20 protein-coding genes and 1 pseudogene are annotated in these 19,651 nt (G+C 70.0%); 5 read left to right on the top strand and 16 right to left on the bottom strand.

Translation table 11 applies throughout. From position 1 onward, the window contains the following. Positions 1-7: 7 nt before the first annotated feature. Positions 8-517 (bottom strand): hypothetical protein, encoded by a 510-nt coding sequence (locus J7D54_RS13555; protein WP_182763193.1) that lies wholly within the window; start codon positions 515-517, stop codon positions 8-10. After that, entirely contained in the window at positions 517-1,161 is a 645-nt protein-coding gene (locus J7D54_RS13550) for an SAF domain-containing protein (protein ID WP_182763194.1), read from the bottom strand. Before J7D54_RS13550 ends, J7D54_RS13555 begins: the two co-directional genes overlap by 1 nt. Positions 1,162-1,365: 204 nt before the next feature. Between J7D54_RS13550 and J7D54_RS13545 the strand changes: the two genes are divergently transcribed. After that, complete coding sequence (locus J7D54_RS13545) at positions 1,366-2,199, top strand: hypothetical protein (RefSeq protein ID WP_182763195.1); 834 nt, start codon at positions 1,366-1,368, stop codon at positions 2,197-2,199. Between the two features lie 10 nt (positions 2,200-2,209). Then, a complete protein-coding gene (locus J7D54_RS13540) occupies positions 2,210-3,271 on the top strand; it encodes an NAD(P)-dependent alcohol dehydrogenase (RefSeq protein WP_182763196.1) in 1,062 nt (353 codons plus the stop codon). Positions 3,272-3,278: 7 nt separating this feature from the next. On the opposite strand, the gene rocD is transcribed toward J7D54_RS13540, so the two are convergent. Together rocD and ddaH are read right to left on the bottom strand one after the other, a co-directional pair. Next, the gene (gene rocD / locus J7D54_RS13535; RefSeq protein WP_209455291.1) at positions 3,279-4,481 is read right to left on the bottom strand and encodes an ornithine--oxo-acid transaminase; all 1,203 of its coding nucleotides are present in this window, start codon (positions 4,479-4,481) and stop codon (positions 3,279-3,281) included. A gap of 24 nt (positions 4,482-4,505) precedes the next feature. Beyond that, positions 4,506-5,327 (bottom strand): annotated as a pseudogene (ddaH, locus tag J7D54_RS14490) (dimethylargininase); the annotation flags it as partial. Between the two features lie 238 nt (positions 5,328-5,565). On the opposite strand from ddaH, the gene J7D54_RS13525 reads away from it, so the two are divergent. Both J7D54_RS13525 and J7D54_RS13520 read left to right on the top strand, forming a co-directional pair. Further along, positions 5,566-6,009, top strand: a complete 444-nt coding sequence (locus tag J7D54_RS13525; RefSeq protein WP_182763197.1) for a hypothetical protein — start codon at positions 5,566-5,568, stop codon at positions 6,007-6,009. A gap of 23 nt (positions 6,010-6,032) precedes the next feature. Then, entirely contained in the window at positions 6,033-7,352 is a 1,320-nt protein-coding gene (locus tag J7D54_RS13520; protein ID WP_209455150.1) for a nitrate/nitrite transporter, read from the top strand. Between the two features lie 15 nt (positions 7,353-7,367). Here the strand turns inward: J7D54_RS13520 and J7D54_RS13515 are convergent, their stop codons facing one another. Then, positions 7,368-8,348 (bottom strand): ribose-phosphate pyrophosphokinase, encoded by a 981-nt coding sequence (locus J7D54_RS13515; RefSeq protein ID WP_182763198.1) that lies wholly within the window; start codon positions 8,346-8,348, stop codon positions 7,368-7,370. 190 nt (positions 8,349-8,538) lie between these two features. On the opposite strand from J7D54_RS13515, the gene J7D54_RS13510 reads away from it, so the two are divergent. Beyond that, positions 8,539-9,711 carry a TIGR04053 family radical SAM/SPASM domain-containing protein gene (locus J7D54_RS13510; protein ID WP_245244031.1) on the top strand — a complete coding sequence of 391 codons (1,173 nt, stop codon included), beginning with the start codon at positions 8,539-8,541 and terminating at the stop codon, positions 9,709-9,711. A gap of 250 nt (positions 9,712-9,961) precedes the next feature. Here the strand turns inward: J7D54_RS13510 and J7D54_RS13505 are convergent, their stop codons facing one another. Genes J7D54_RS13505 through J7D54_RS13455 form a run of 11 tightly spaced genes read right to left on the bottom strand, consistent with a single transcriptional unit; the run spans position 9,962 to position 19,639 of the window. Continuing rightward, positions 9,962-11,143, bottom strand: a complete 1,182-nt coding sequence (locus J7D54_RS13505; protein ID WP_182763199.1) for an acetyl-CoA C-acetyltransferase — start codon at positions 11,141-11,143, stop codon at positions 9,962-9,964. After that, positions 11,140-11,787: a 3-oxoacid CoA-transferase subunit B gene (locus J7D54_RS13500; RefSeq protein ID WP_182763200.1), complete on the bottom strand. Its 648-nt coding sequence runs from the start codon at positions 11,785-11,787 to the stop codon at positions 11,140-11,142. Before J7D54_RS13500 ends, J7D54_RS13505 begins: the two co-directional genes overlap by 4 nt. Positions 11,788-11,790: 3 nt before the next feature. Beyond that, positions 11,791-12,498, bottom strand: coding sequence for a CoA transferase subunit A (locus J7D54_RS13495; RefSeq protein WP_182763201.1), 708 nt, complete (start codon positions 12,496-12,498; stop codon positions 11,791-11,793). Next, positions 12,495-13,373: an alpha/beta fold hydrolase gene (locus J7D54_RS13490; RefSeq protein ID WP_182763202.1), complete on the bottom strand. Its 879-nt coding sequence runs from the start codon at positions 13,371-13,373 to the stop codon at positions 12,495-12,497. The genes J7D54_RS13495 and J7D54_RS13490 overlap by 4 nt, the downstream gene beginning before the upstream one ends. Continuing rightward, positions 13,370-14,119 carry a 3-hydroxybutyrate dehydrogenase gene (locus J7D54_RS13485; protein WP_182763203.1) on the bottom strand — a complete coding sequence of 250 codons (750 nt, stop codon included), beginning with the start codon at positions 14,117-14,119 and terminating at the stop codon, positions 13,370-13,372. Before J7D54_RS13485 ends, J7D54_RS13490 begins: the two co-directional genes overlap by 4 nt. Further along, entirely contained in the window at positions 14,116-14,730 is a 615-nt protein-coding gene (locus J7D54_RS13480) for a TetR/AcrR family transcriptional regulator (protein ID WP_182763204.1), read from the bottom strand. The genes J7D54_RS13485 and J7D54_RS13480 overlap by 4 nt, the downstream gene beginning before the upstream one ends. Then, complete coding sequence (locus J7D54_RS13475; RefSeq protein WP_182763205.1) at positions 14,727-16,235, bottom strand: class I adenylate-forming enzyme family protein; 1,509 nt, start codon at positions 16,233-16,235, stop codon at positions 14,727-14,729. Before J7D54_RS13475 ends, J7D54_RS13480 begins: the two co-directional genes overlap by 4 nt. Continuing rightward, a complete protein-coding gene (locus tag J7D54_RS13470) occupies positions 16,232-17,308 on the bottom strand; it encodes a branched-chain amino acid ABC transporter permease (protein WP_182763206.1) in 1,077 nt (358 codons plus the stop codon). Before J7D54_RS13470 ends, J7D54_RS13475 begins: the two co-directional genes overlap by 4 nt. Continuing rightward, positions 17,305-18,180 (bottom strand): branched-chain amino acid ABC transporter permease, encoded by an 876-nt coding sequence (locus J7D54_RS13465; RefSeq protein ID WP_076061496.1) that lies wholly within the window; start codon positions 18,178-18,180, stop codon positions 17,305-17,307. Before J7D54_RS13465 ends, J7D54_RS13470 begins: the two co-directional genes overlap by 4 nt. Next, positions 18,177-18,881: an ABC transporter ATP-binding protein gene (locus tag J7D54_RS13460; protein WP_182763207.1), complete on the bottom strand. Its 705-nt coding sequence runs from the start codon at positions 18,879-18,881 to the stop codon at positions 18,177-18,179. Before J7D54_RS13460 ends, J7D54_RS13465 begins: the two co-directional genes overlap by 4 nt. Then, complete coding sequence (locus tag J7D54_RS13455; protein ID WP_182763208.1) at positions 18,878-19,639, bottom strand: ABC transporter ATP-binding protein; 762 nt, start codon at positions 19,637-19,639, stop codon at positions 18,878-18,880. Before J7D54_RS13455 ends, J7D54_RS13460 begins: the two co-directional genes overlap by 4 nt. Between the last annotated feature and the right edge of the window lie 12 nt (positions 19,640-19,651).

The raw sequence follows: 19,651 nt of genomic DNA, 5'->3' as shown, positions 1-19,651 counted from the left end.
TGGTCACTCAGCGTGGGCAGGTGGATCCGCGCCCCCGCCAGAGAACGAGTGAGGAACGGACGGTCAGCAGGACCACGTCCGTGGCGCTGAGGAGCCCCAGCGGGAGGCCGCCCGTCGAGAGGCGACCCGCGTCGATCAGCACGTCCACGCCCTGGCCGTCGAGCGATTCGAGCGCCTCGCCGAGGACCGGCCACACATGCTCGAAGAGCCGGGACGCGCCAGGGGAGGTGAACCCGGGGAGGAACCGCCGTTGCACGTCGCCGCCGTCGACGAGGGGGAGGGTCTGGCGCCACAGCTCTGGGGCCAACGGGCTGCCCTCCCGGTTGAGGTGCGCGAGGCTCATGAGGCCCCGGCCCCCGTGGTCCATGCCCCGCAGATAACCGGCCTGCACCGACTGGCCGGGTTCGCGGTCGCAATCTGCCAACAGCACGTGGCGCGGCCAGGTGAGCGCGAGGCCGAGCGACGCCGTCGTCACGCCGGGGGCGCCGGTGGCGGAGGTGAGGAGGATGACAGCCATCAGCCCTCCGTCGTCACGACGAGGGCCACCTGATCCGCTGCCGACAGCCTGGCGACGGTGTCGGCCTCCCCGTCTGCCACCTGGACGTCGAGCGCGTAGCTGGCGCCGTCGTCGAGCAGTTGCGGGCGGGTGGCAACCAGGGCGTCGACGGCGGTGTCGGCACCGTCGAGCAGCCCGACCAGGCGCACCGTGGTGCCGGGCGGCAGGTCGCTGGCCGGCAATTTACCGGGCGCCAACCGGAGGCCCACGAGGGTCTGTCCTGCGGGGAGCGGGTCCTCACCCACGTGGCGGCTCAGGGGGAAGGACCCCTGAGGCAGATCTGTGCGCGCGATCTGCCCGACGAGCAACTCCAGCGATTCGGCACCCTCCGCCGCGACCGCCAGCGAACCGGGCACTTCGAGCACCATGAGGTCGTCGCGGTCCACCACGTCTCCCCTGGCCACATCGGTTGCCATGGCCACGACGGCCCGTTGGTCCGCGTTCATCGTGTAGAGCAGCGCGGCGCCTATGCCGCCCAGCGTCACCAGCAGCACACCCAGCGCGATGAGCTTCGGGCTGCGCCGGGCTCGGAGTTGGACCGCCTCGGGCCGCGGCGCCGAGGGCGGTGTGAGGTCTGGTTTCGTCGGTCTGTCCGTGTTGAGCATTGGCCCCCTCCTGCGAACGCGAATCTAGGCCGCGAAGGGGTCACTTCCTGCACTCAGCGCGAGGGCTGTGGATAACTCGGGCGGGCATCGGCAATCAGCCGCCGTGAGTGATGGCAACCGGTAGCATTGGCCGGGCTTGATTTCCTGAGAATTCTAAGGAACTCTTGTCTTGTCGGAATCGACGAAGATCATCGGAGACAACACGTGCGCACATGGATCGCCTCGCTCGCAGCGCTGGCTGCTGTAGCGGTTGGCTCGATCGCCGCCACCACCGCGGATGCGCTGCCGATCGCCCCTGAGCCGGTCGTCCCCGTCACCGGCATCCCCAGCCCCTGCGCCTCCACCTTCCCGTTCCCCGACGGCGCGTCCATCGAGGACATCCAGGCGCAGCTCGCCGCCAACTTCGGGTTCAAGCTGGCCGGCTCGCAGTGGACCGAGGCGCGCCGCCCGTCGATCAAGATCCTCTGGGAGACCCTCGACGCCATGGAGTGCACCTCCTACCGCACGGATCTGCAGAGCAAGGTCACCGGCACCGTCGGCATCAACACCACCAACATCCGCGGCTACGCGTGGGGCGACTGGAGCCTCACCAGGAGCGGCTACGTCTCCCTGGATTTCGCCAAGTTCCAGCGCGCGCTGGATTCCGGTGACGAGGGACGCCTGACCCGCCTCGTCGCCCACGAGCTGGCCCACGTGCTCAACTCGGACCGCTACTCGGAGCCGGCCTACTGGACCGACTTCACAAAGCTGTACGCCAAGGAAGGCCGCTTCTCGGAGTACGCCGGCAGCAAGGTCACCGAGGTCTGGGCAGACGTCATCGGCTACTACGTGGGCCGCTGCGCGCTGGACAACCCGTACGATACGGGCGAACACGACGCGTACTACGCCTACGCCAAGGACGTCATCTTCGGCGGCAAGGAATTCGGCCCGCCCCCCGGCGAGCCCATGAACTGCACCGTTCCGGACGCCAGCGCCGAGGCGCCCATGCCCGGGCCGGAGTCCGACGCCGAATGGCTCGTCGGTTTGGGCGGCGAGTAACCTCGGGTTCATGCCTGAGGTCATCGCCTACGCCATCGACTCGCCCACCGGCCGGTACGAGAAGACCACCATCACCCGCCGGGAACCCGGCCCCACAGAGGTCTACTTCGAGATCGCCTACGCGGGCATCTGTCACTCCGACATCCACACCGCGCGCTCCGAATGGGGCGACACCACCTACCCGCTCGTCGCGGGTCACGAGATCGCAGGCGTGGTCACGAAGGTGGGCCCAGAGGTCACCAAGTTCGCCGTCGGCGACCGTGTCGGCGTGGGCTGCTTCGTGGACTCCTGCGGCGAGTGCGAGATGTGCCGCGACGGCGAGGAGCAGTTCTGCACCGCGCCCGCCGGCCAGCGCACCGTCGGCACCTACAACGACCGCGGCCGCGACGGCGAACCCACCGCCGGCGGCTACTCGCAGGGCATCACCGTCGAGCAGGACTACCTCATGCGCGTGCCGGACGAGATGTCGCTCGAGCACGCGGCGCCGCTCATGTGCGCCGGCATCACCACCTACAGCCCGCTGAAGCACTGGGGCGCCGGGCCGGGCAAGCGGGTCGCCGTCATCGGCATGGGCGGGCTCGGCCACGTCGCCGTGCAGTTCGCCGCCAAGATGGGCGCAGACGTCACCGTATTCGGCCGCACGCTCGCCAAGCGCGACGACGGGCTGAAGCTCGGCGCGTCGGATTACGTCTCCACCCAGGACCGCGACGCCATGAAGAAGATGCGCGCCTCCTTCGACATCGTGCTGTCGACCATCTCAGACGGCGTGGACCTCAACGTCCTCGTCGGCCTCACCAGGCCCCACGGTGTCGTCGTCAACGTCGGCCTCCCGTCGGACGGCAACGCCACCGTCGGCCTGGGCCGCCTCATCAGCGGCAACCGCGTCATCGCCGGCTCCAACATCGGCGGCATCCGCGAGACCCAGGAGATGCTCGACTTCTGCGCCGACTACGAAGTCCGGCCCATCATCGAGGTGATCCCGGCCAGCCAGATCAACGAGGCCTACGACAACGTGGTGGCCTCGAAGGTGCGCTACCGCTACGTGATCGACGCCTCGACGCTGGCAGACTGAGCGCGCCTCAGCTCTCCAGCACCAGGCGGAGTTGCTCCAGCGCCCAGTCGATCTCCGTCTCGCCGATCACCAGCGGCGGCGCGATGCGGATGGTCTGCCCGTGCGTGTCCTTGACGAGGACGCCGCGCGCCATCAGCTTCTCGCTGATCTCGCGCCCGGTGCCGAGCGGGGGATCGATGTCGACGCCCGCCCACAGGCCGGCCACGCGAATGGCCGTGACGCCGTGCCCGAGCAGCCTCCCGAGCCCCTGGGCGAGATGCTCGCCGAGCCTGCGTGCACGCTCCTGGAACTCGCCGGTCTCCAGCATCTCCACCACGCGCAGCCCCACCGCCGCGGCCAGCGGGTTGCCGCCGAAGGTGGAGCCGTGTTCCCCGGGGCGCAGCACGCCGAGCACCGCGCGGTCCCCGACGACGGCGGAGACGGGCAGGATGCCTCCGCCGAGCGCCTTGCCCAGCAGGTAGAGATCGGGCGCGACGCCCTCCCGGTCGCAGGCGAAGGTCTCGCCGACACGGCCCAGTCCTGACTGGATCTCGTCGGCGATGAACAGCACGTTGCGCTCGTCGCAGATCTCGCGGATTCGCCGCAGGTAGCCCCGGGGCGGGATGATCACGCCCGCCTCACCCTGGATCGGCTCGATGAGCACCGCCGCAGTCTCCTCCGTGATGGCGGCGGCGACGGCGCCGGCGTCCCCGTAGGGCACCTCGTCGAAACCGGGCGTGAACGGGCCGAAGTCGTTGTGCGCCACGGGGTCGTCGCTGAAGCTGATGATGGTGGTGGTGCGGCCGTGGAAGTTGCCCGCGGCCACGATGATGCGCGCCTTGTCCGTGGGGATGCCCTTGACGCGGTAACCCCAGGCGCGGGCCACCTTGATGCCGGTCTCGACGGCCTCGGCGCCGGTGTTCATGGGCAGCACCAAGTCCTTGCCGCAGAGCCTCGCGAGCGCCTCGGCGAACGGCTCGAGGCGGTCGGTCATGAAGGCGCGGCTCGTGAGCGTGACCCGCTCCAGTTGGCGGGTGGCGGCGTCGACGAGTGCCGGATGGCGGTGGCCGAAGTTCACCGCCGAGTAGGCGGCGAGAAGGTCGAGATAGCGCCTCCCGTCCACGTCGGTCATCCAGACGCCCTCGGCGGACGCGATCGTCACCGGCAGCGGGTGGTAGTTGTGGGCGACGTGCGCCTCCGCACCTTCGGGGTGCGGGCCCGCCGTCGCCATGTGGCTGCCGCGCAGCTCCAGGGTGCAGCACTTGATGCCGCCGCCCCCGAGCAGCAGCTCGGACAGGTCGAGCGGGATGGGGTTGTAGCCGCGTGCGCGCAGCTGGTTCGCGAAGTCCTCGGCCCCGGGCGCGATGACGACGTTGTAGCCGTCGCTCACGCAGTTCAGCCCGAACACGGCACCGTCCTCGTCCGACACGCGGATGGCGTCGGGGTAGCGGTCCTCGAGGATGGCGCGGCTGGCCGCGTCGAAGGCCCCGGGCAGGTACGCGATGTTGGCCCTGGCCGGCGCCCCGTGCTCCGTGCCCTGGACGGGGTCGAGCACGGCGATGGCTGTGTCGAGGTGGTAGTAGCGCGCGTCGATGAGGTTCAGCGAGACCACGTCGCGGCCGAAGATGGCCCCCACTTCGCGGTGGCTGTCGTCCGTGGAGCGGAACCCGGTGCCGGCCAGGATGGTGTTGCCGACAAGGAGGAAATCTCCCTCGCCCTCGTTGACCTCCGTCGGCTCCACTGTGTCGAAGCCGTGGGTGCGGAACCACTCGGCGAACGCCGGGGCCTCCCCGGCCCGCTCCTCGAAGAGGCACTTCGGCAGGTAGGCGCGGCCGTCGATGAGGAAGCCGCCGTTGGCCGTGTAGACCATGTCGGGATAGCCGGGGACCGGTTCGATCAGCTCCACCTCGTGGCCCAGGCTCAGATACAGGTCGTGCAGCTTCTGCCACTGCGCGATGGCGCGGGCGGTGTCGGTGGGCCTGCCCGGCTCCATCCAGGGATTGATCGCGTAGGTGACCGTGAAATGCTCCGGCCGGCACATCAGGTAGCGACGGTGCTGGGCGGTGCGTCGCTCCATCGCGCGGATGGGGGTGGGGGCTGGGGCCGTTTCCGTCGTGGACATGATGCTCCTCGGGAATAGACGAGGCGGACGCTGTCCCAGGGCCCGGCGGAACTTCCACCCGCCGCCCATCAGGAGCGGGCGGGGAAGATGCGACACGGGCACGCCAATTTCATTCTGGCATCCGTCCCCGCGGTTTACCACCCCCATTTCGGGGGTCGCGGTGAGCCGGTCGCGACCTCGTAGGCTGGGGCCCATGAGCCGCTTCACGGTCACGCTGCACGCCGATTGTCCGCCTCCCGAAGCGCTCAGCCGCGTGCTCGACCTCCGAGCCCACAGCAGGCACATCCCCTTCACCACCTTGGCCCCCGCGCCCTCGTTCGCCGAACTGGAGACCGGTGTGCGGTTCGTCGCCCGCACCGCGATCGGGCCGTTCGGCTTCGACGACCCCATGGTCGTCGAACACATCGACGCGGGTCCCGGCCGCTGCTCGGCCCGGCTGCGCAAGCAGGGGCGCGCCATCCGTGGGCTGATCCGCGTGGAGTGCCTGCCCGACGACGGCGGGGCCACCGTCATCTGGCGGCAGGCGGTGCACCTGCCGTGGTGGCCACGCAGGCTCCACTGGCTCGCCGTGCCGGTGCTGCGGGCCGGCTACCGCCGGGTCCTCCAGCGCTTGCTTTCCGAATCACTGGCTCCGTAACCGACACGAGTAGGGTTCGTTTTGTGAGTACAAGCGGGTACGGCCGAGCGGCCTGGGTGGTGTGGGGCGTTGCCCTCCTCGCCTACGCGGTCGCCGTCATGCACCGCACCTCGCTCGGCGTGGCCGGGCTCGAGGCCGCCCAGCATTTCGGCACCACACCGGGCATCATCTCTACCTTCGTGGTGCTGCAGCTCGCGGTCTACGCGCTGGCCCAGGTGCCCGTCGGGCTGCTGCTCGACCGGTACGGATCGCGCGTCGTGCTGACCGGCGGCATCCTGGTGATCGTCGCTGGCCAGATGGTGCTCGCCCTGGCCACCGAGCTGCCGCTGGCCTATGTCGCCCGGATCCTGCTGGGCGTGGGCGACGCCTGCATCTTCAACGGCATCCTCAAACTCCTGCCCCGCTGGTTCGAACCGCGTCGGATCCCGGTGCTCACCCAGATCACCGGCATGTTCGCCGGCTTCGGCCAGATCGCTTCGGTGATCATCGTGCTGCCGGTGATCCAGCTCCTCGGCTGGCGGCTGGGGCTCCTCATGGTGTCCGGCGCCAGCGCGCTGGCGGTGCTGGCGATCATCGGGTGGGTGCGCAACGCCCCGCCGGGGGAGGACGCGGGCATCGTCGTCGACCCGCTGCGCGAGATCCCGGGGCGGATCGCCGACGTGACGCGCCATCCGGCGACGCAGCTCGGCTTCTGGGTGCACTTCACCTCCGGCTTCTCGATGAACGCCTTCCTTTTCATGTGGGGCATGCCGTACCTGGTCGTCGCCCAAGGACTGTCGCAGCTCCAGGCGTCCGGGCTGTTCACGGTGCTGTCTGTCGCGTCGATGTTCGCGGGGCCTGTCATCGGCGCCCTCACCGCCCGGCATCCGCTGCGCCGCAGCACGCTGGCGCTCATCGTGGTGTGCTCGTTGATCGTGGTGTGGGCCGCGGTGCTGCTCTGGCCGGGGCGCGCCCCGGGGGCGCTGCTGTTCCTGCTGGTGCTGGTCCTCGCCGTGGGCGGACCGGGCACAGGCATCGGCTTCGACTTCCCCCGCACGTCGTTGCCGTCGACGCGGCTGGGGGCGGCCAACGGCATCGTCATCACCGGAGCGTTCACCGGCGGCACCCTGCTCATCCTGCTGATGGGCGTGTTCCTCGACTGGATCGCGGGCGGCAACGCCTACACGCCGGAGCACCTGCGCCTGGCGTGGGCGCTGCAGGCGCCGTTCTTCATCGTCGGCATCGGCGGGATTCTGCTCAGCCGCCGGAAGCTCCGCACGCTGATGGAATCCCAGGGTGTCCTCGTGCCGAGCTGGCGCGAGGTGCTCGAGAGGCTGCGTCGCCGCCGGGGCTTGGGCGACTGACCCGCATCCACGGGGTCAGAAGAGACCCTCCGGCTGGGGCGGCGGGGCGTGCGACGGATCCACGTCGTTGAACAGCTTCGAGACGGAGCGGCCGTTGTGGATCCGGTCGATGGCGCTGGCGAACAACTGAGCGACACTCAGGCACGTGAGGCCCGGGAAGTTCTCTGGTGCAGGCACGGTGTTGGTCGACACGATCTCCTTGATGGCGTCCACGCTCAGCAGCTTCTCGACCGCGTTGCCGGTGAACAGCCCGTGCGTGCAGGCGACACTCACCTCGGCGGCGCCGAAGGCCTGCAGCGCGCGCACGATCTCCACGATTGAGCCGCCGGTGGCGATCTCGTCGTCGAGCACGATGGCGCGCTTGCCACGGACGTCGCCGACGATGGCGTCGATGACCACCCGGTCGTCGGCCAGCCGCTGCTTCGAGCCCGCGGCGACGGGGAGATTGAGCAGCCGCGACAGGAGAGTGGCCTGCTTGGCGTTGCCCAGGTCCGGGGAGACGACGACGCAGTCTGTGAGGTCCCGCTCGCGGTAGTGGTCGGCGATGACGCCCAGCGCGGTGAGGTGGTCCACCGGCACCGAGAAGAAGCCGTGCACCTGCGGTGCGTGCAACGCCATGGTGAGCACCCGGTCGACGCCTGCCGTCGCGAGCATGTCGGCCACCAGCTTGCCGCCGATGGAGATGCGCGAGGCGTCCTTCTTGTCGGAGCGGGCGTAGGCGTAGTGCGGGATGACGGCGGTGATCTGACCTGCCGACGCGCCGCGGGCGGCGTCGATCATCAGGAGCAGCTCCATCAGGTGCTCCTGGGTGGGAGGCACCAGCGGCTGCACGATGTAGACGTCGCGTTGGCGGCAGTTTTCCAGCAACTGGGCCTGGAGGCAGTCGTTGCTGAAACGGGAGATCTTGACGCCGGAGCGCCTCAGCCCCAGGTGGTCACAGATCTCGTCGGCCAGCTCATGATGCGCCGACCCGGAGAACACGACGATGCCCTTCACCGGCAGGCCCCTATCTTGTTGGACTGGCCTCAGCCTACCCAGCCGCGCAGGGTCCAGGGTCAGGCATTCACCGACGGCCAGCTGCACGCCGCGTTTCCCACTGGTCGTCGGAGCCTCGGCAGCCACGCCGCGCCGCTCTGCTGGTCGGCCGCCCCCGTCGCTGAGTACTACTGGTTGTAGGATCGCGGGCATGTCGCACCCACATGCCATGCACCAGCCGCAGTCGAAGGGAGTGGTGCGCACCCTGCACCACGACGCCGGCGATCGGCCCCACGTCCTGGTGTGGGAGGTCACCCGGGCGTGCCAGTTGGCGTGTCGGCACTGCCGGGCTGACGCGTTCACGCGGGCGGACCCGCGCCAGCTGACCACCGAGCAGGGCAAGGCCCTGCTCGACGACTTCGCCGCCTACGGCACCCCGAAGCCCATCGTGATCTTCTCCGGCGGCGACGCTTTCGAGCGCCCCGACCTGGAGGAGCTCATCGCCTACGGCACCTCCATCGGGCTGCCCATCGCGCTGTCGCCGTCGGTCACCCCGCTGCTGACCGACGAGCGGCTCGCGTCCGTCCGGGAGGCCGGGGTGAAGGCGTTCTCGCTGTCACTCGACGGCGCCACCGCCGAGACCCACGACTCGTTCCGCGGCATCGAGGGCACGTTCGACGACACGATGAAGGCCGCCGAGCTCGTGGTCAAGCACGGGTTCCGGTTCCAGGTGAACACCACCATCTGCCGCAACAACCTGCGGGAACTGCCGCAGCTGCTCGCCACCACCATGAGCATGAAGGCGCACATGTGGTACGTGCTGTTCCTCGTGCCGATGGGCCGCGGCTCCAACCTCGAACCGCTCGACCCGGAGGAGATGGAGGACGTGCTGCACTGGCTGCACGACGTCTCCGACCGGGTCGCCGTCAAGGTGACGGAGGCGCCGAACTACCGTCGGGTCGCCATCCAGCGCGACGACCTCCGCGCCGCGGGCCGGCCCATGCCGGAGCGGGGCGAGCTGCACGCCTGGCTGACCGAGGAGACCGAGCGTTTGCTGGGCAGCGTGGGCGAACGCCGCACGCCGCGGCCGCCGATCGGCGTCAACAGCGGGCGGGGTTTCGCGTTCGTGGACCACATCGGCGACGTCTACCCGTCGGGCTTCCTGCCCCACAAGTGCGGCTCGGTGAAGGAGCAGTCGTTCCGCGAGATCTACGCGGAGGCGCCGATGATGAAGGCGCTGCGGGAACCGTCGTCCTACTCCGGCAAGTGCGGAATGTGCGAGTTCAACTGGATCTGCGGCGGCAGCCGCGCGCGGGCGCACGCCATGCTGGGCGACCCGCTCGCGTCGGACCCCACCTGCATCTACCAGCCTCAGGGGGCCTGACCGCACATCCCTCGGTGGTCGACGGGGTCACCTCGGGCCGGATCGCCGTGGGCAAGGGGGCGCCCTTCTCGCCCATGTGGGACCCCACCCGCCGGAGATGTGGTCTCCACCGAGCCAGTCGTCGGCGGGCACCCCCAACGCCCGACCTACCGCGAAGGGCGCCCCCTTGCCCACGGCTAAACGCAAGCTGTGCCGGATGGTTACTGTCGGCGCCTATGAACGGGCCCGGCGCGACCGACTCGCGGACCGGTCAAGAGTTGGCGGAGAGCAGCAGCGCTTCGCCCTGTCCTCCACCCCCACACAAGGCGACACCCGCACGCCCGGCGCCCCGGCGATGCAACTCCATCGCCGCATGCAGCGCCAACCTGGCCCCGGATGCCCCGACGGGGTGGCCCAGCGCGATGGCACCGCCGTGCAGGTTCGTCCTCTCCCACGGGAAGCCCAATTCCTTGAGCGACGCCAGGCCGACGGCGGCGAAGGCCTCGTTGATCTCGAGGAAGTCCAGATCGGCCACCTCCCAGCCAGCGCGCGCCAGCGCAGCGGCCAGGGCCTTGGACGGCTGCTCGTGCAGCTGCGTGTCCGGCCCGGCGACCTGCCCGGCCTCGCCCACCACGCACAGCACCGTCAGCCCGTTCGCCTCCGCGTACTCTCGGCTCGTGACCACCAAGGCTGCGGCGCCGTCGGAGATCGGCGACGCGTTGCCCGCCGTGATCGTCCCGTCCTCACGGAACGCCGGCCGCAGCTTCCCCAGCGTCTCGACGCTGGAATCGGCCCGCACGCCCTCGTCGCTGTCGAGCACCAGTGGTTCACCCCGTCGTTGCGGGATCGACACCGGCGCGATCTCCTCGTCGAACACCCCGTCGGCCGCGGCCGCAGCGGCCCGTGCGTGAGAGTCGGCCGCCACCGCGTCCTGCTCTTCCCGGGTGAAGCCGTGCCGTTCGTTGCCCTGCTCGGTGAGCAGCCCCATCGAGATGCAGTCCGCGGCGTCGTCCAGCCCGTCGGAGGCGACCGAGTCCTCCAGCGCAGCGGCCCCGTACTTCACCCCCGCGCGCACCCGCGCCAAGTGCGGCGCGTTGGTCATCGACTCCATGCCCCCGGCCACCACCACGTCGGCCTCGCCCAACCGGATCAGGCGGGCAGCGTTCGTGACGGCGGCCAGCCCGGAAAGACACACCTTGTTGATCGTCTCGGCGGGCACATGCAGGCTCAGCCCTGCCGACACCGCCGCCTGCTTCGCCGGGTTCTGCCCGCAGCCGGCCTGGATCACGTGACCCATCACGACGTACTGCACGGCCTCCGCCTCGACCCCGGCCCGCGACAGCGCGGAACGAATCGCGTGCGCCCCCAGCTCGACGGCCGTCAGCGAGGCCAGCTGCCCCAGCAGCCGGCCCTGCGGGGTGCGGGCCCCGCCCACGATCACGACGTCCCTCATGCCACTTCCTCCAGCTCCACCGAGAACTCGGCCCCGGTCTTGGTCTCAATCTCATCAGCCGAATGACCGGGGGCGATGCGTCGCAGCACCAGCGCGCCGTCGACCACGTCGAATACGCAGAGGTCGGTGATGATCCGCTGCACCACGCCCCGGCCGGTCAACGGCAAGGTGCATTCGGCCACGATCTTCGGCGACCCGTCCTTGGCGACGTGCTCCGTCAGGACGATCACCCGGTCGGTGCCGGCCACCAGGTCCATCGCGCCGCCCATGCCCTTCACGAGCTTGCCGGGGATCTGCCAGTTCGCCAGGTCGCCGGCGCCCGAGACCTGCATCGCGCCCAGGATGGCGGCCGCCATCTTGCCGCCGCGGATCATGGCGAAGCTCGTGGCCGAGTCGAAGATAGCCGCGCCCGGCAGCAGCGTCACCGTCTGCTTGCCGGCGTTGATCAGGTCTGGGTGTTCGTCGCCCTCGTACGGGAACGGGCCCATCCCGAGGATGCCGTTCTCGCTCTGTAGCACCACGTGCACGCCCTCGGGCAGGTTGTTGGCCACCAGGGTGGGCATGCCGATGCCCAGGTTCACGTAGTCGCCGTCCTGCAGTTCGGCGGCCGCCATGGCCGCCATCTCGTCGCGGGTCCAGGCCATCGTCTAAGCCTCCTGACGCGCACGCACGGTGCGCTGCTCGATGGGCTTCTCGCGCCCGGAATACTGCGCCACGTGGTGCACGTAGACACCCGGCAGGTGCACGGCGTCGGGGTCGATGCCGCCCAGTTCGACGATGTGCTCGGCCTCAACGAACGTCACCCGCCCCGCCGTCGCGACATTGGGGTTGAAGTTGCGGGCCGTCCGGTTGAACACCAGGTTGCCGCTGACGTCGGCGGTGTGGGCGTGCACCAGCGACACGTCGGCGACGATGGCGCGCTCCAGCACGTACTCCCGGCCGTCGAAGGTCTGCACCGGCTTGCCGTCGGCGATGATCGTGCCCACGCCGGTGGCTGTGTAGAACGCGGGGATGCCGGCCCCGCCCGCACGCAGCCGCTCCGCGAGGGTGCCCTGCGGCACGAACTCCACCTCCAGTTCGCCGCTGATGTACTGCGCCATGAACGTCTTGTTCTCGCCAACGTAGGACGCCAGCACCTTGTGGACCTGTTTGTTGTCGAGCAACATGCCCAGGCCCACGCCGTCGACGCCCATGTTGTTCGACACCACGGTCAGGTCCCGGACGCCCGAATCCCGGACGATCTCAATCAGGTCCACCGGATTGCCGGACAACCCGAAGCCTCCGACGGCCAGCGTCATCCCGTCGAAGAGGTGCTCCGTCAGCGCCTCGGCGATGTTGGTCCGGACCTTGGTCATGGGGCCACCTCCTGGTGCAGCACGGCATCGGCGACCACGGCGGCTCCGCGTTCCGACAACGTGATCGTGTAGTGATTGACCCCCGGCACCTCCACGACGGTGAACTCGGGCAGCCGGGCCGCCCACCGGGCTGCGTAGTCAGCGGGGAAGAGCCCGCCCGGCTCGTCCATCATTCCCCGCTCGGCGCGCAGGAACACCGTCGGCACCGCCAGGCCCTGCAGCGCGTCGAGGAACGTGTTGCCCTCGGCGCGCACCAGGTCCTGGTAGTCGCCGGCCATGGCGTCGTAGCTGGTGGAGGGCCGGTAGGGGGCCTCGTCGCCGTGCAGGTCGTAGCGGACGTAGCGCTCCACGTCCGGCGTCCACGTGGCGAAGGCGGGGTGCTGCTGCCAGAACGCCACGTACTCCTCGGGGGAGTCGAACGTCATCGACAGCCGTTGCGCGGCTGGGCCGAGGATCGCCTGCAGCGCGTCCTCCGGGGCGAGGCCCTCGGGCATCGGCAGCGGGAGGCCGCCGTCGACGAGCACCAGCCGGTCCATGAGCTGCGGGTGCCGGTGGGCGAGCGTCACGGAGACGAACCCGCCCATCGAGTGCCCCACTGGCAGCACGTGGTGGATGCCGAGGTGCTCCAGCGCGGCGGCCACGTCGTCGGCGTGCTGTGCCATCCCGTGCGGCCCGGGCAGGGCGTTCGACCGCCCCCTCCCGCGCAGGTCCGGGGCGACGATCCGCCACCCGGGCAGGTGCCGGGCCAATGGTTCCCAGGCGCGCGATGACGAGGTGATGCCGTGCACGGCGAGCACCGTGCCGACGGGGTCGGCCGAGGGTTCCCAGACGTGGCAGTAGAGCCCGCCGGGCACCGTGACGTCTCGGCGGCTCATCGCGCGATCCACCCGCCGTCCATGACATAGCTGGCGCCGGTGGCCATGCGGCCGTGCGGGCCGGCGAGGAACGACACCAGGGCGCCCAGGTCGCCGGGCTCCACGAACTCCTTGACGGCCGGCTGCACCAGCATCACCTTCTCGATCACCTCGGCCTCGGAGATGCCGTGCGTCCTGGCCTGGTCCGCCACCTGGCCCTCGACGAGCGGGGTGCGCACGTAACCCGGGTTGACGCACACGGAGGTGACCCCGTGCGGGCCGCCCTCCAGCGCCGTCACCTTCGACAGCCCTTCCAGGCCGTGCTTGGCCGACACGTAGGCAGCCTTGAACGGCGAGGCCACCAGGCCGTGCACCGACGAGATGTTGATGATGCGGCCGAACCCCTGCGAGTACATGTGCGGCAGCGCAGCGCGGATGAGCAGGAACGGCGCCTCCAGCATGATGCGGTGCAGCAGCCGGAACGCGGCCGGGTCGAACTCCTCGATGGGGGAGACCCGCTGGATGCCGGCGCAGTTGACCAGGATGTCGCAGTCGAGGCTCAGGTCCTCGAGCGCGGCGGTGTCGGACAGGTCGACGACCCAGGCCTCGCCGCCCAGTTCCTCGGCGGTCGCGCGTGCGGCGGCCTCGTTGAGATCAGCGACGACGACGCGCGCGCCGTCGACGGCCAACGCCTGTGCGCAGGCGAGCCCGATGCCGCTGGCGCCGCCGGTGACGAGCGCCTTCCGGTCGCTCAGTGGGGTGCTCATGCGTGTCCTCCTCGAGGTTGCAGTGCGTTGGTGACGAAGTCCATGACGGCCTCGAACACGTCGTCGGGGATCTTGGCGGCAGGGTGGCCGGCGTCCCAACTGAGGTAGCGCATGCCCACCACTTCGCCGACGCCCATCAGCGCCCACGCAGCCACCTCCGGGTTCGCCACCGAGATCTCAGCCCGCCCTGCCGCATCGGCCAACGCCTCGGCGTAGCCCTCGAAGATGCGGGTGTAGTGGGTGCGCATCGCGTCGGGGGCCACGAACCAGGCCTCGCGGATGAGGGGGTAGACCTCGGGGTGTTCGGCGAGGAAGTCGAAGTAGGCGCGGAACCCGCCGCGCTCCGCCTCGAGCCGGTTGGCGGCGCCGTCGCTGCCCTGGCGCATGGCGTTGCGCAGCTGACGGTTCAGGTCGACGACCACCTCGTGGTAGAGCTCAGCCTTGCCGGGGAAGTAGAGGTAGAAGGTGCCCATGGCGACGCCCGCGCCCTCGGTGATCTTCACGATCGACGCCTCGTGGTACCCATGGGTGGCGAACGCGGTGCGCGCCGACTCCAGGATCTTGGCCTTGGTGCGTTCACCGCGGGCGGTGCGGGGGGTGATGGTCGTCATCGGCGACTCTCTTCTCTCAGTGCCCGGCGGCTGACCTTGTCGATGCCGGCGGTGGGCAGGGCGTCGGCGAACGTGATCCTCGCCGGGGCTTTGAAGGCGGCCAGTTGCGCCCGCACGTGGGCGATCAGCTCGGCGCTGTCGACGGTGGCGCCCGGGCGCAGGACCACGTGGGCGTGGCCGACCTCGCCCCAGATGTCGTCCGGCACGCCCACGACTGCGGCCTGGGCGACCGCGGGATGCGTCAGCAGCGCCTCCTCCACCTCGACGGGGGCGATGTTCTCGCCGCCGGAGATGTACACGTCGTCGGTGCGGCCGAGGATGGAGTAGTAGCCGGCCTCGTCGCGGGTGGCGAGGTCGCCGGTGTGCAGCCAGCCGTCGCGCAGCGCGTCGTCGGTGGCGACGGGGTCGCCGAGGTAGCCGGCGAACAGCCCCGGCCCCCGCACCAGCAGCTCCCCGGTGGCCGGCCCGACGACGGGCTCGCCGTTGACCGGCTCTGCCAGCGCCACCTCCACGTGGGGGTACGGGCGGCCCGCCGAGCCCACCCGCTCGAGGGCGTCCTCGGGCGGGAGGCACAGCACGTTGGGTCCGGCCTCGGTCAGCCCGTAGCCCTGGGTGAGTCGCACGCCGCGGGCGTGCCAGGTGCGCAGCACGGCGGCGGAGGCGGGGGCGCCGCCCACGACTGCGGTGCGCAACGTGGAGAGGTCGGTCTCGGCGAAGGTGTACTCCTCGCTGAGCCGCCGGTAGTGCGTGGGCACGCCCATCATGGCGGTGATGCCGCGCGCGGGGATGAGCTGCAGGATGCGGCGGGCGTCGAACGTGCGCTCCAGCACGACGGTGGCACCCACCGACCAGGCCAGCAGCGGCTGCACGTTCCACCCGCCGGCGTGGTGCTGGGGCAGCACCGAGAGCACCACGTCGTCGCGGTTCAACGGCACGACGCGCGAGAAGGACAGGTTGGTCCAGAAGCACGTGTCGTGGGTGAGGACGGCGGCCTTGGGGCGGCCGGTGCTGCCGGAGGTGAAGATGATCAGCAGGGGGTCGTCGTTGTGCGGCCCGCGGCGCGGCCCTGCAGGCGTGTGGTGGGCGCGGGGCGGCACGCCGTAGGTGTCGAACCTGGCGGTGTTGATGGGCTCCGGCAGCAGGGCCAGCCCTTCCCCCGCGACGGTGGCGTAGGCGTCCTCGACCACCACCAGCATCGGATCGGCGACCCTCAGGGCGTGGGCCAGTTCCGCCGGCGCCGAACGCCAGGACAGCGGGACGAGCGCGATGCCCAGGCGGGCGCAGGCGAAGAACCAGACCACGTGATCGGTGCTGCTGCCGGTGACGGTGGCGATGCGGTCGCCCGCGCGGTAGCCCCCGCGGGTGAGCCGCTCCGACAACCGCCCGACGCGGCGCTCCAGACCGGCGTAGGTGGTGCCCACGCCGCGGTCGTCGACGGCCACCCGGTCCGGGTAGGAACGGGCGCTGTCGGTGAGCCAGCGGTCGATCGTGTGGTCGGTGTTCACGCGATGTCCTCCAGCGCCTCGCGCGGGTCGTTCCCGCGTCGGCGGCCGGCGAGGCGGTTGAGCGTGCCGGACACGCCGCCGGGCAGGAACAGCACGATCAGGATGAACAACGTGCCCAGGATGAACATGGGCTCCGACAACGGGATCCGCAGGATGGCCGGCAGGTCCGCGATCGCCGGCGAGCTGGCCAGCGCGTTGAGGCGCTGGTTCAGCAGCGTGTAGATGATGGCACCGACGACGGCTCCCCACCGCGAGCCCACGCCGCCGAGGACCACCATGGTGAGCAGCGAGATGGTGAACTCGGTGGACACCGCCGTCGCGGAGGCGCCGGATTGGAGCAGCAGGAACACCATGCCGGTGAACGTGGCCAACGTGCCGCCGACGGCGAACGCGATGAGCTTGACCAGGTACGGGCGGCCGCCCAGCACGCGGACCCGGGTGTCGTTCTCGCGCACCGCGGCGACGTTGTGGCCCAGGCGGGAGTTCTCGATCCAGGCGACGATCACGTAGACGACGGCGACGGTGACCAGCGCCACCCAGTAGAGGTTGCGGGTGTTGATGACGCCGATGAGGAAGTCCGGCACGTTGTCGCTGGCCATGGACAGGCCCTCTTCGCCGCCGGTGAGGCGACCGGGGTTGCGGCGCACCAGCACGTTGCCGGCCTGCGCGAACGCCAGCGTCACCATGGCGAACGAGATGCCGCTGACCCGCAGGCTGATGGCGCCCAGCACATTGGCGACGAAGATGCCGATGACCAGCACCACGGCCCCCGCCGCCAGCAGCGGCAGCTCTGTGTTCCGCAGCACGATGGCCAGCCCGTAGACGCCCACGCCGAAGTACAGTGCGTGGCCGAACGACAGCAGGCCGGCGACGCCGAAGATCAGGTGGTAGGACAGCACGACGGCCACCATCAGCATGGTGAACGCCATCAGGTGCATGGAGCCGGCCGAATACGTGGGGCCGGGCAGGATGCCGAGGCCGGGGATGGCCAGCAGCGGCGCCACGAACAGGGCGACGACGACGACAAGGGCGATCAGGTAACCGCGGCCTTCGCGGGGGAGGAGCCTCTTCATGCTGCGGCCTTTCCGAGGAGGCCCTGGGGGCGGACGAGCAGGACGACGCCGAGCAGCAGCACCACGATGAAGTCGCCGACGCCGAGGTAGAAGTTGGCGAACTGCTGGAGCAGCGCCACCAGCACCGACGCGATGGCCGCCCCGGCGAGGGACCCCATGCCGCCGATGACGGTGACGATGAACGCGAAGATCAGGAGCGAACCGCCGAGCAGCGGCGAGACGTAGCCGAAGAAGTGGCTGGCGAGCACGCCGCCGATGCCGGCCGCGATGCCGCCGATGGTGAACACCAGCGTGAACGCCTTGCGCACGTCGATGCCGAGCGCGGTGACCATCGAGCGGTTCTCGACGCCGGCGCGGATGATCAGGCCGTAGCGCGTCTTGTTGAGGAACAGCACCAGGCCACCCAGCACGATGAGCGCCGCCAGGATGGTGACGAAGCGGTCGTTGGGGATGCGGGCGCCGAGGATCTCGGTGGTCTCGCGCAGCCAGCCGCTGGAATCCAGGAAGATCGGGTCCGGGCCCCAGATGCCCTCGAACAGCGCCACGGTGGCCAGGGACAGGCCCACCGTGACGAGCAGTTGCTCGATGTGGCGTTTATAGAGCGGCCGGATGAGCAGCAGTTCGGTGGCCGCGGCGAAGAGACCGCCCACAACCGCACCCACCAGGATGGAGCCGAAGAAGCCGGCGAACGTGCCGGCACCCAGCCGTCGGCCCACCTCGAACCCGGCGAACGCGGAGAGGGTGAGGAACGAGCCGTGGGCGAAGTTCAACACTCCCATCAGGCCGTAGATCAGGCTGAGGCCGGAGGCCACCAGGAAGTACAGGGCGCCGAGGCCCAGCCCGGTGAAGGTCAACAGGACGAGCGTGCTCACTTCGTGGCCTCCCCATGGACGCCGAGGAACCGCTGGACACGTTCGGTGTCGTCGAGCAGTTCGCGGGCGTCGCCGGTATGGACGACGCGGCCGGAGTCGATGACGATGACGCGGCTCGCGAGACGGTTGATGACCTGCAGGTTCTGTTCCACCAGCAGGATCGGGACGGTGCGGGCGGCCTCGTCGAGGACGGCGGCCACCTCCTGGACGATCTTCGGCGCCAACCCCTTCGTCGGTTCGTCGATGAGGAGGAGCCGGTTGTCGTTGATCAGCGCGCGGCCGAGCGAGACCATCTGCTGCTGGCCGCCGGAGAGGGTGCCGGCCCGCTGCTGCGCGCGCTGCTTGAGCTCCGGGAAGAGCTGGGTGACGAACTCCCACCGCGGCTCGTCCTGGCGCGCGGCGAGCGTGAGGTTCTCGTGCACGGTCAGCATGCTGAAGACCTCGCGGTCCTCCGGCACGTAGCCGATGCCGCGCTGGACGATGCGGTGGGTGGGTTCGTGGTCGATGCGTTCGCCGTCGAAGGTGACGGTGCCGGTGCGGTCGTAGAGGCCCAGGATGCCCTTGAGGGTCGACGACTTGCCGACGCCGTTGCGGCCCAGCACGGCGGTGACCCCGCTGGCGGGCACCTCGAACGTGATGTCCTCGACGACCTGCTGGCCGCCGACGGTGGCGCGGAGGTGCTCAACGGTGAGCAGGCTCATGCGATGTCTCCCAGGTAGGCCGACTGCACCGTCGGGGTGGCCATGATGGCGCCGGGCTCGTCGAACGCGAGGAGTTCGCCGTGGTGCATGACGGCGACCCTGCTGACCAGGCCGAGCACCACCTCGAGGTGGTGTTCGACGATCATGACGGTCTTGCCCAAGTTGTTGAGGTCGCGGATGACCTCGGTGAGCCCCGGCACGTCGGCGTGGGCCACGCCAGCCATGGGCTCGTCGAGGAGGATCACGCTGGGGTCCTGGGCGAGGAGGACGGCGATCTCGAGCTTGCGCTTGTCGCCGTGGCTGAGGTCGCCGGCGAAGCTGCGGCGGGACCCCAACTGCACGATGTCGAGCATCTCGCGGGCAAGACGGGTGGCGTCGTCGGCGCTGCGCGGGAACTTCAGGATGGAGAGCGAGCCGCCGAGGCGCTGTTGCGCCGCGAGCCGCACGTTCTCCAGGACGGACAACCGTGGGAACAGGCTGGAGGTCTGGAAGGTGCGGCCGAGGCCGGCCCTGGCCCGGGACGCCACTGAGTGTTTCGTTACGTCCTTGCCCAGGAGGAGCACCCGGCCACTGCTGACCGGATTGATGCCGCTGATCAGGTTGAACAGCGACGTCTTGCCCGCACCGTTGGGGCCGATGACCCCCACCATCTCCCCGGGGGCGACGGCCAGACTCACGTCCCGCACGATGCGTGCGCCGCCCACCTGCCAGCAGAGGTCCCGGACCTCCAGCGCTGGTCCCACAGCTGTCTCTTGCATCATTAGGATCCG

The sequence above is a fragment of the Tessaracoccus sp. MC1865 genome (genome assembly GCF_017815535.1).
GTDB lineage: Bacteria > Actinomycetota > Actinomycetes > Propionibacteriales > Propionibacteriaceae > Arachnia.
Note: the sequence above shows the minus strand (reverse complement) of the source record. Positions and strands in the feature narration are given on the sequence as shown.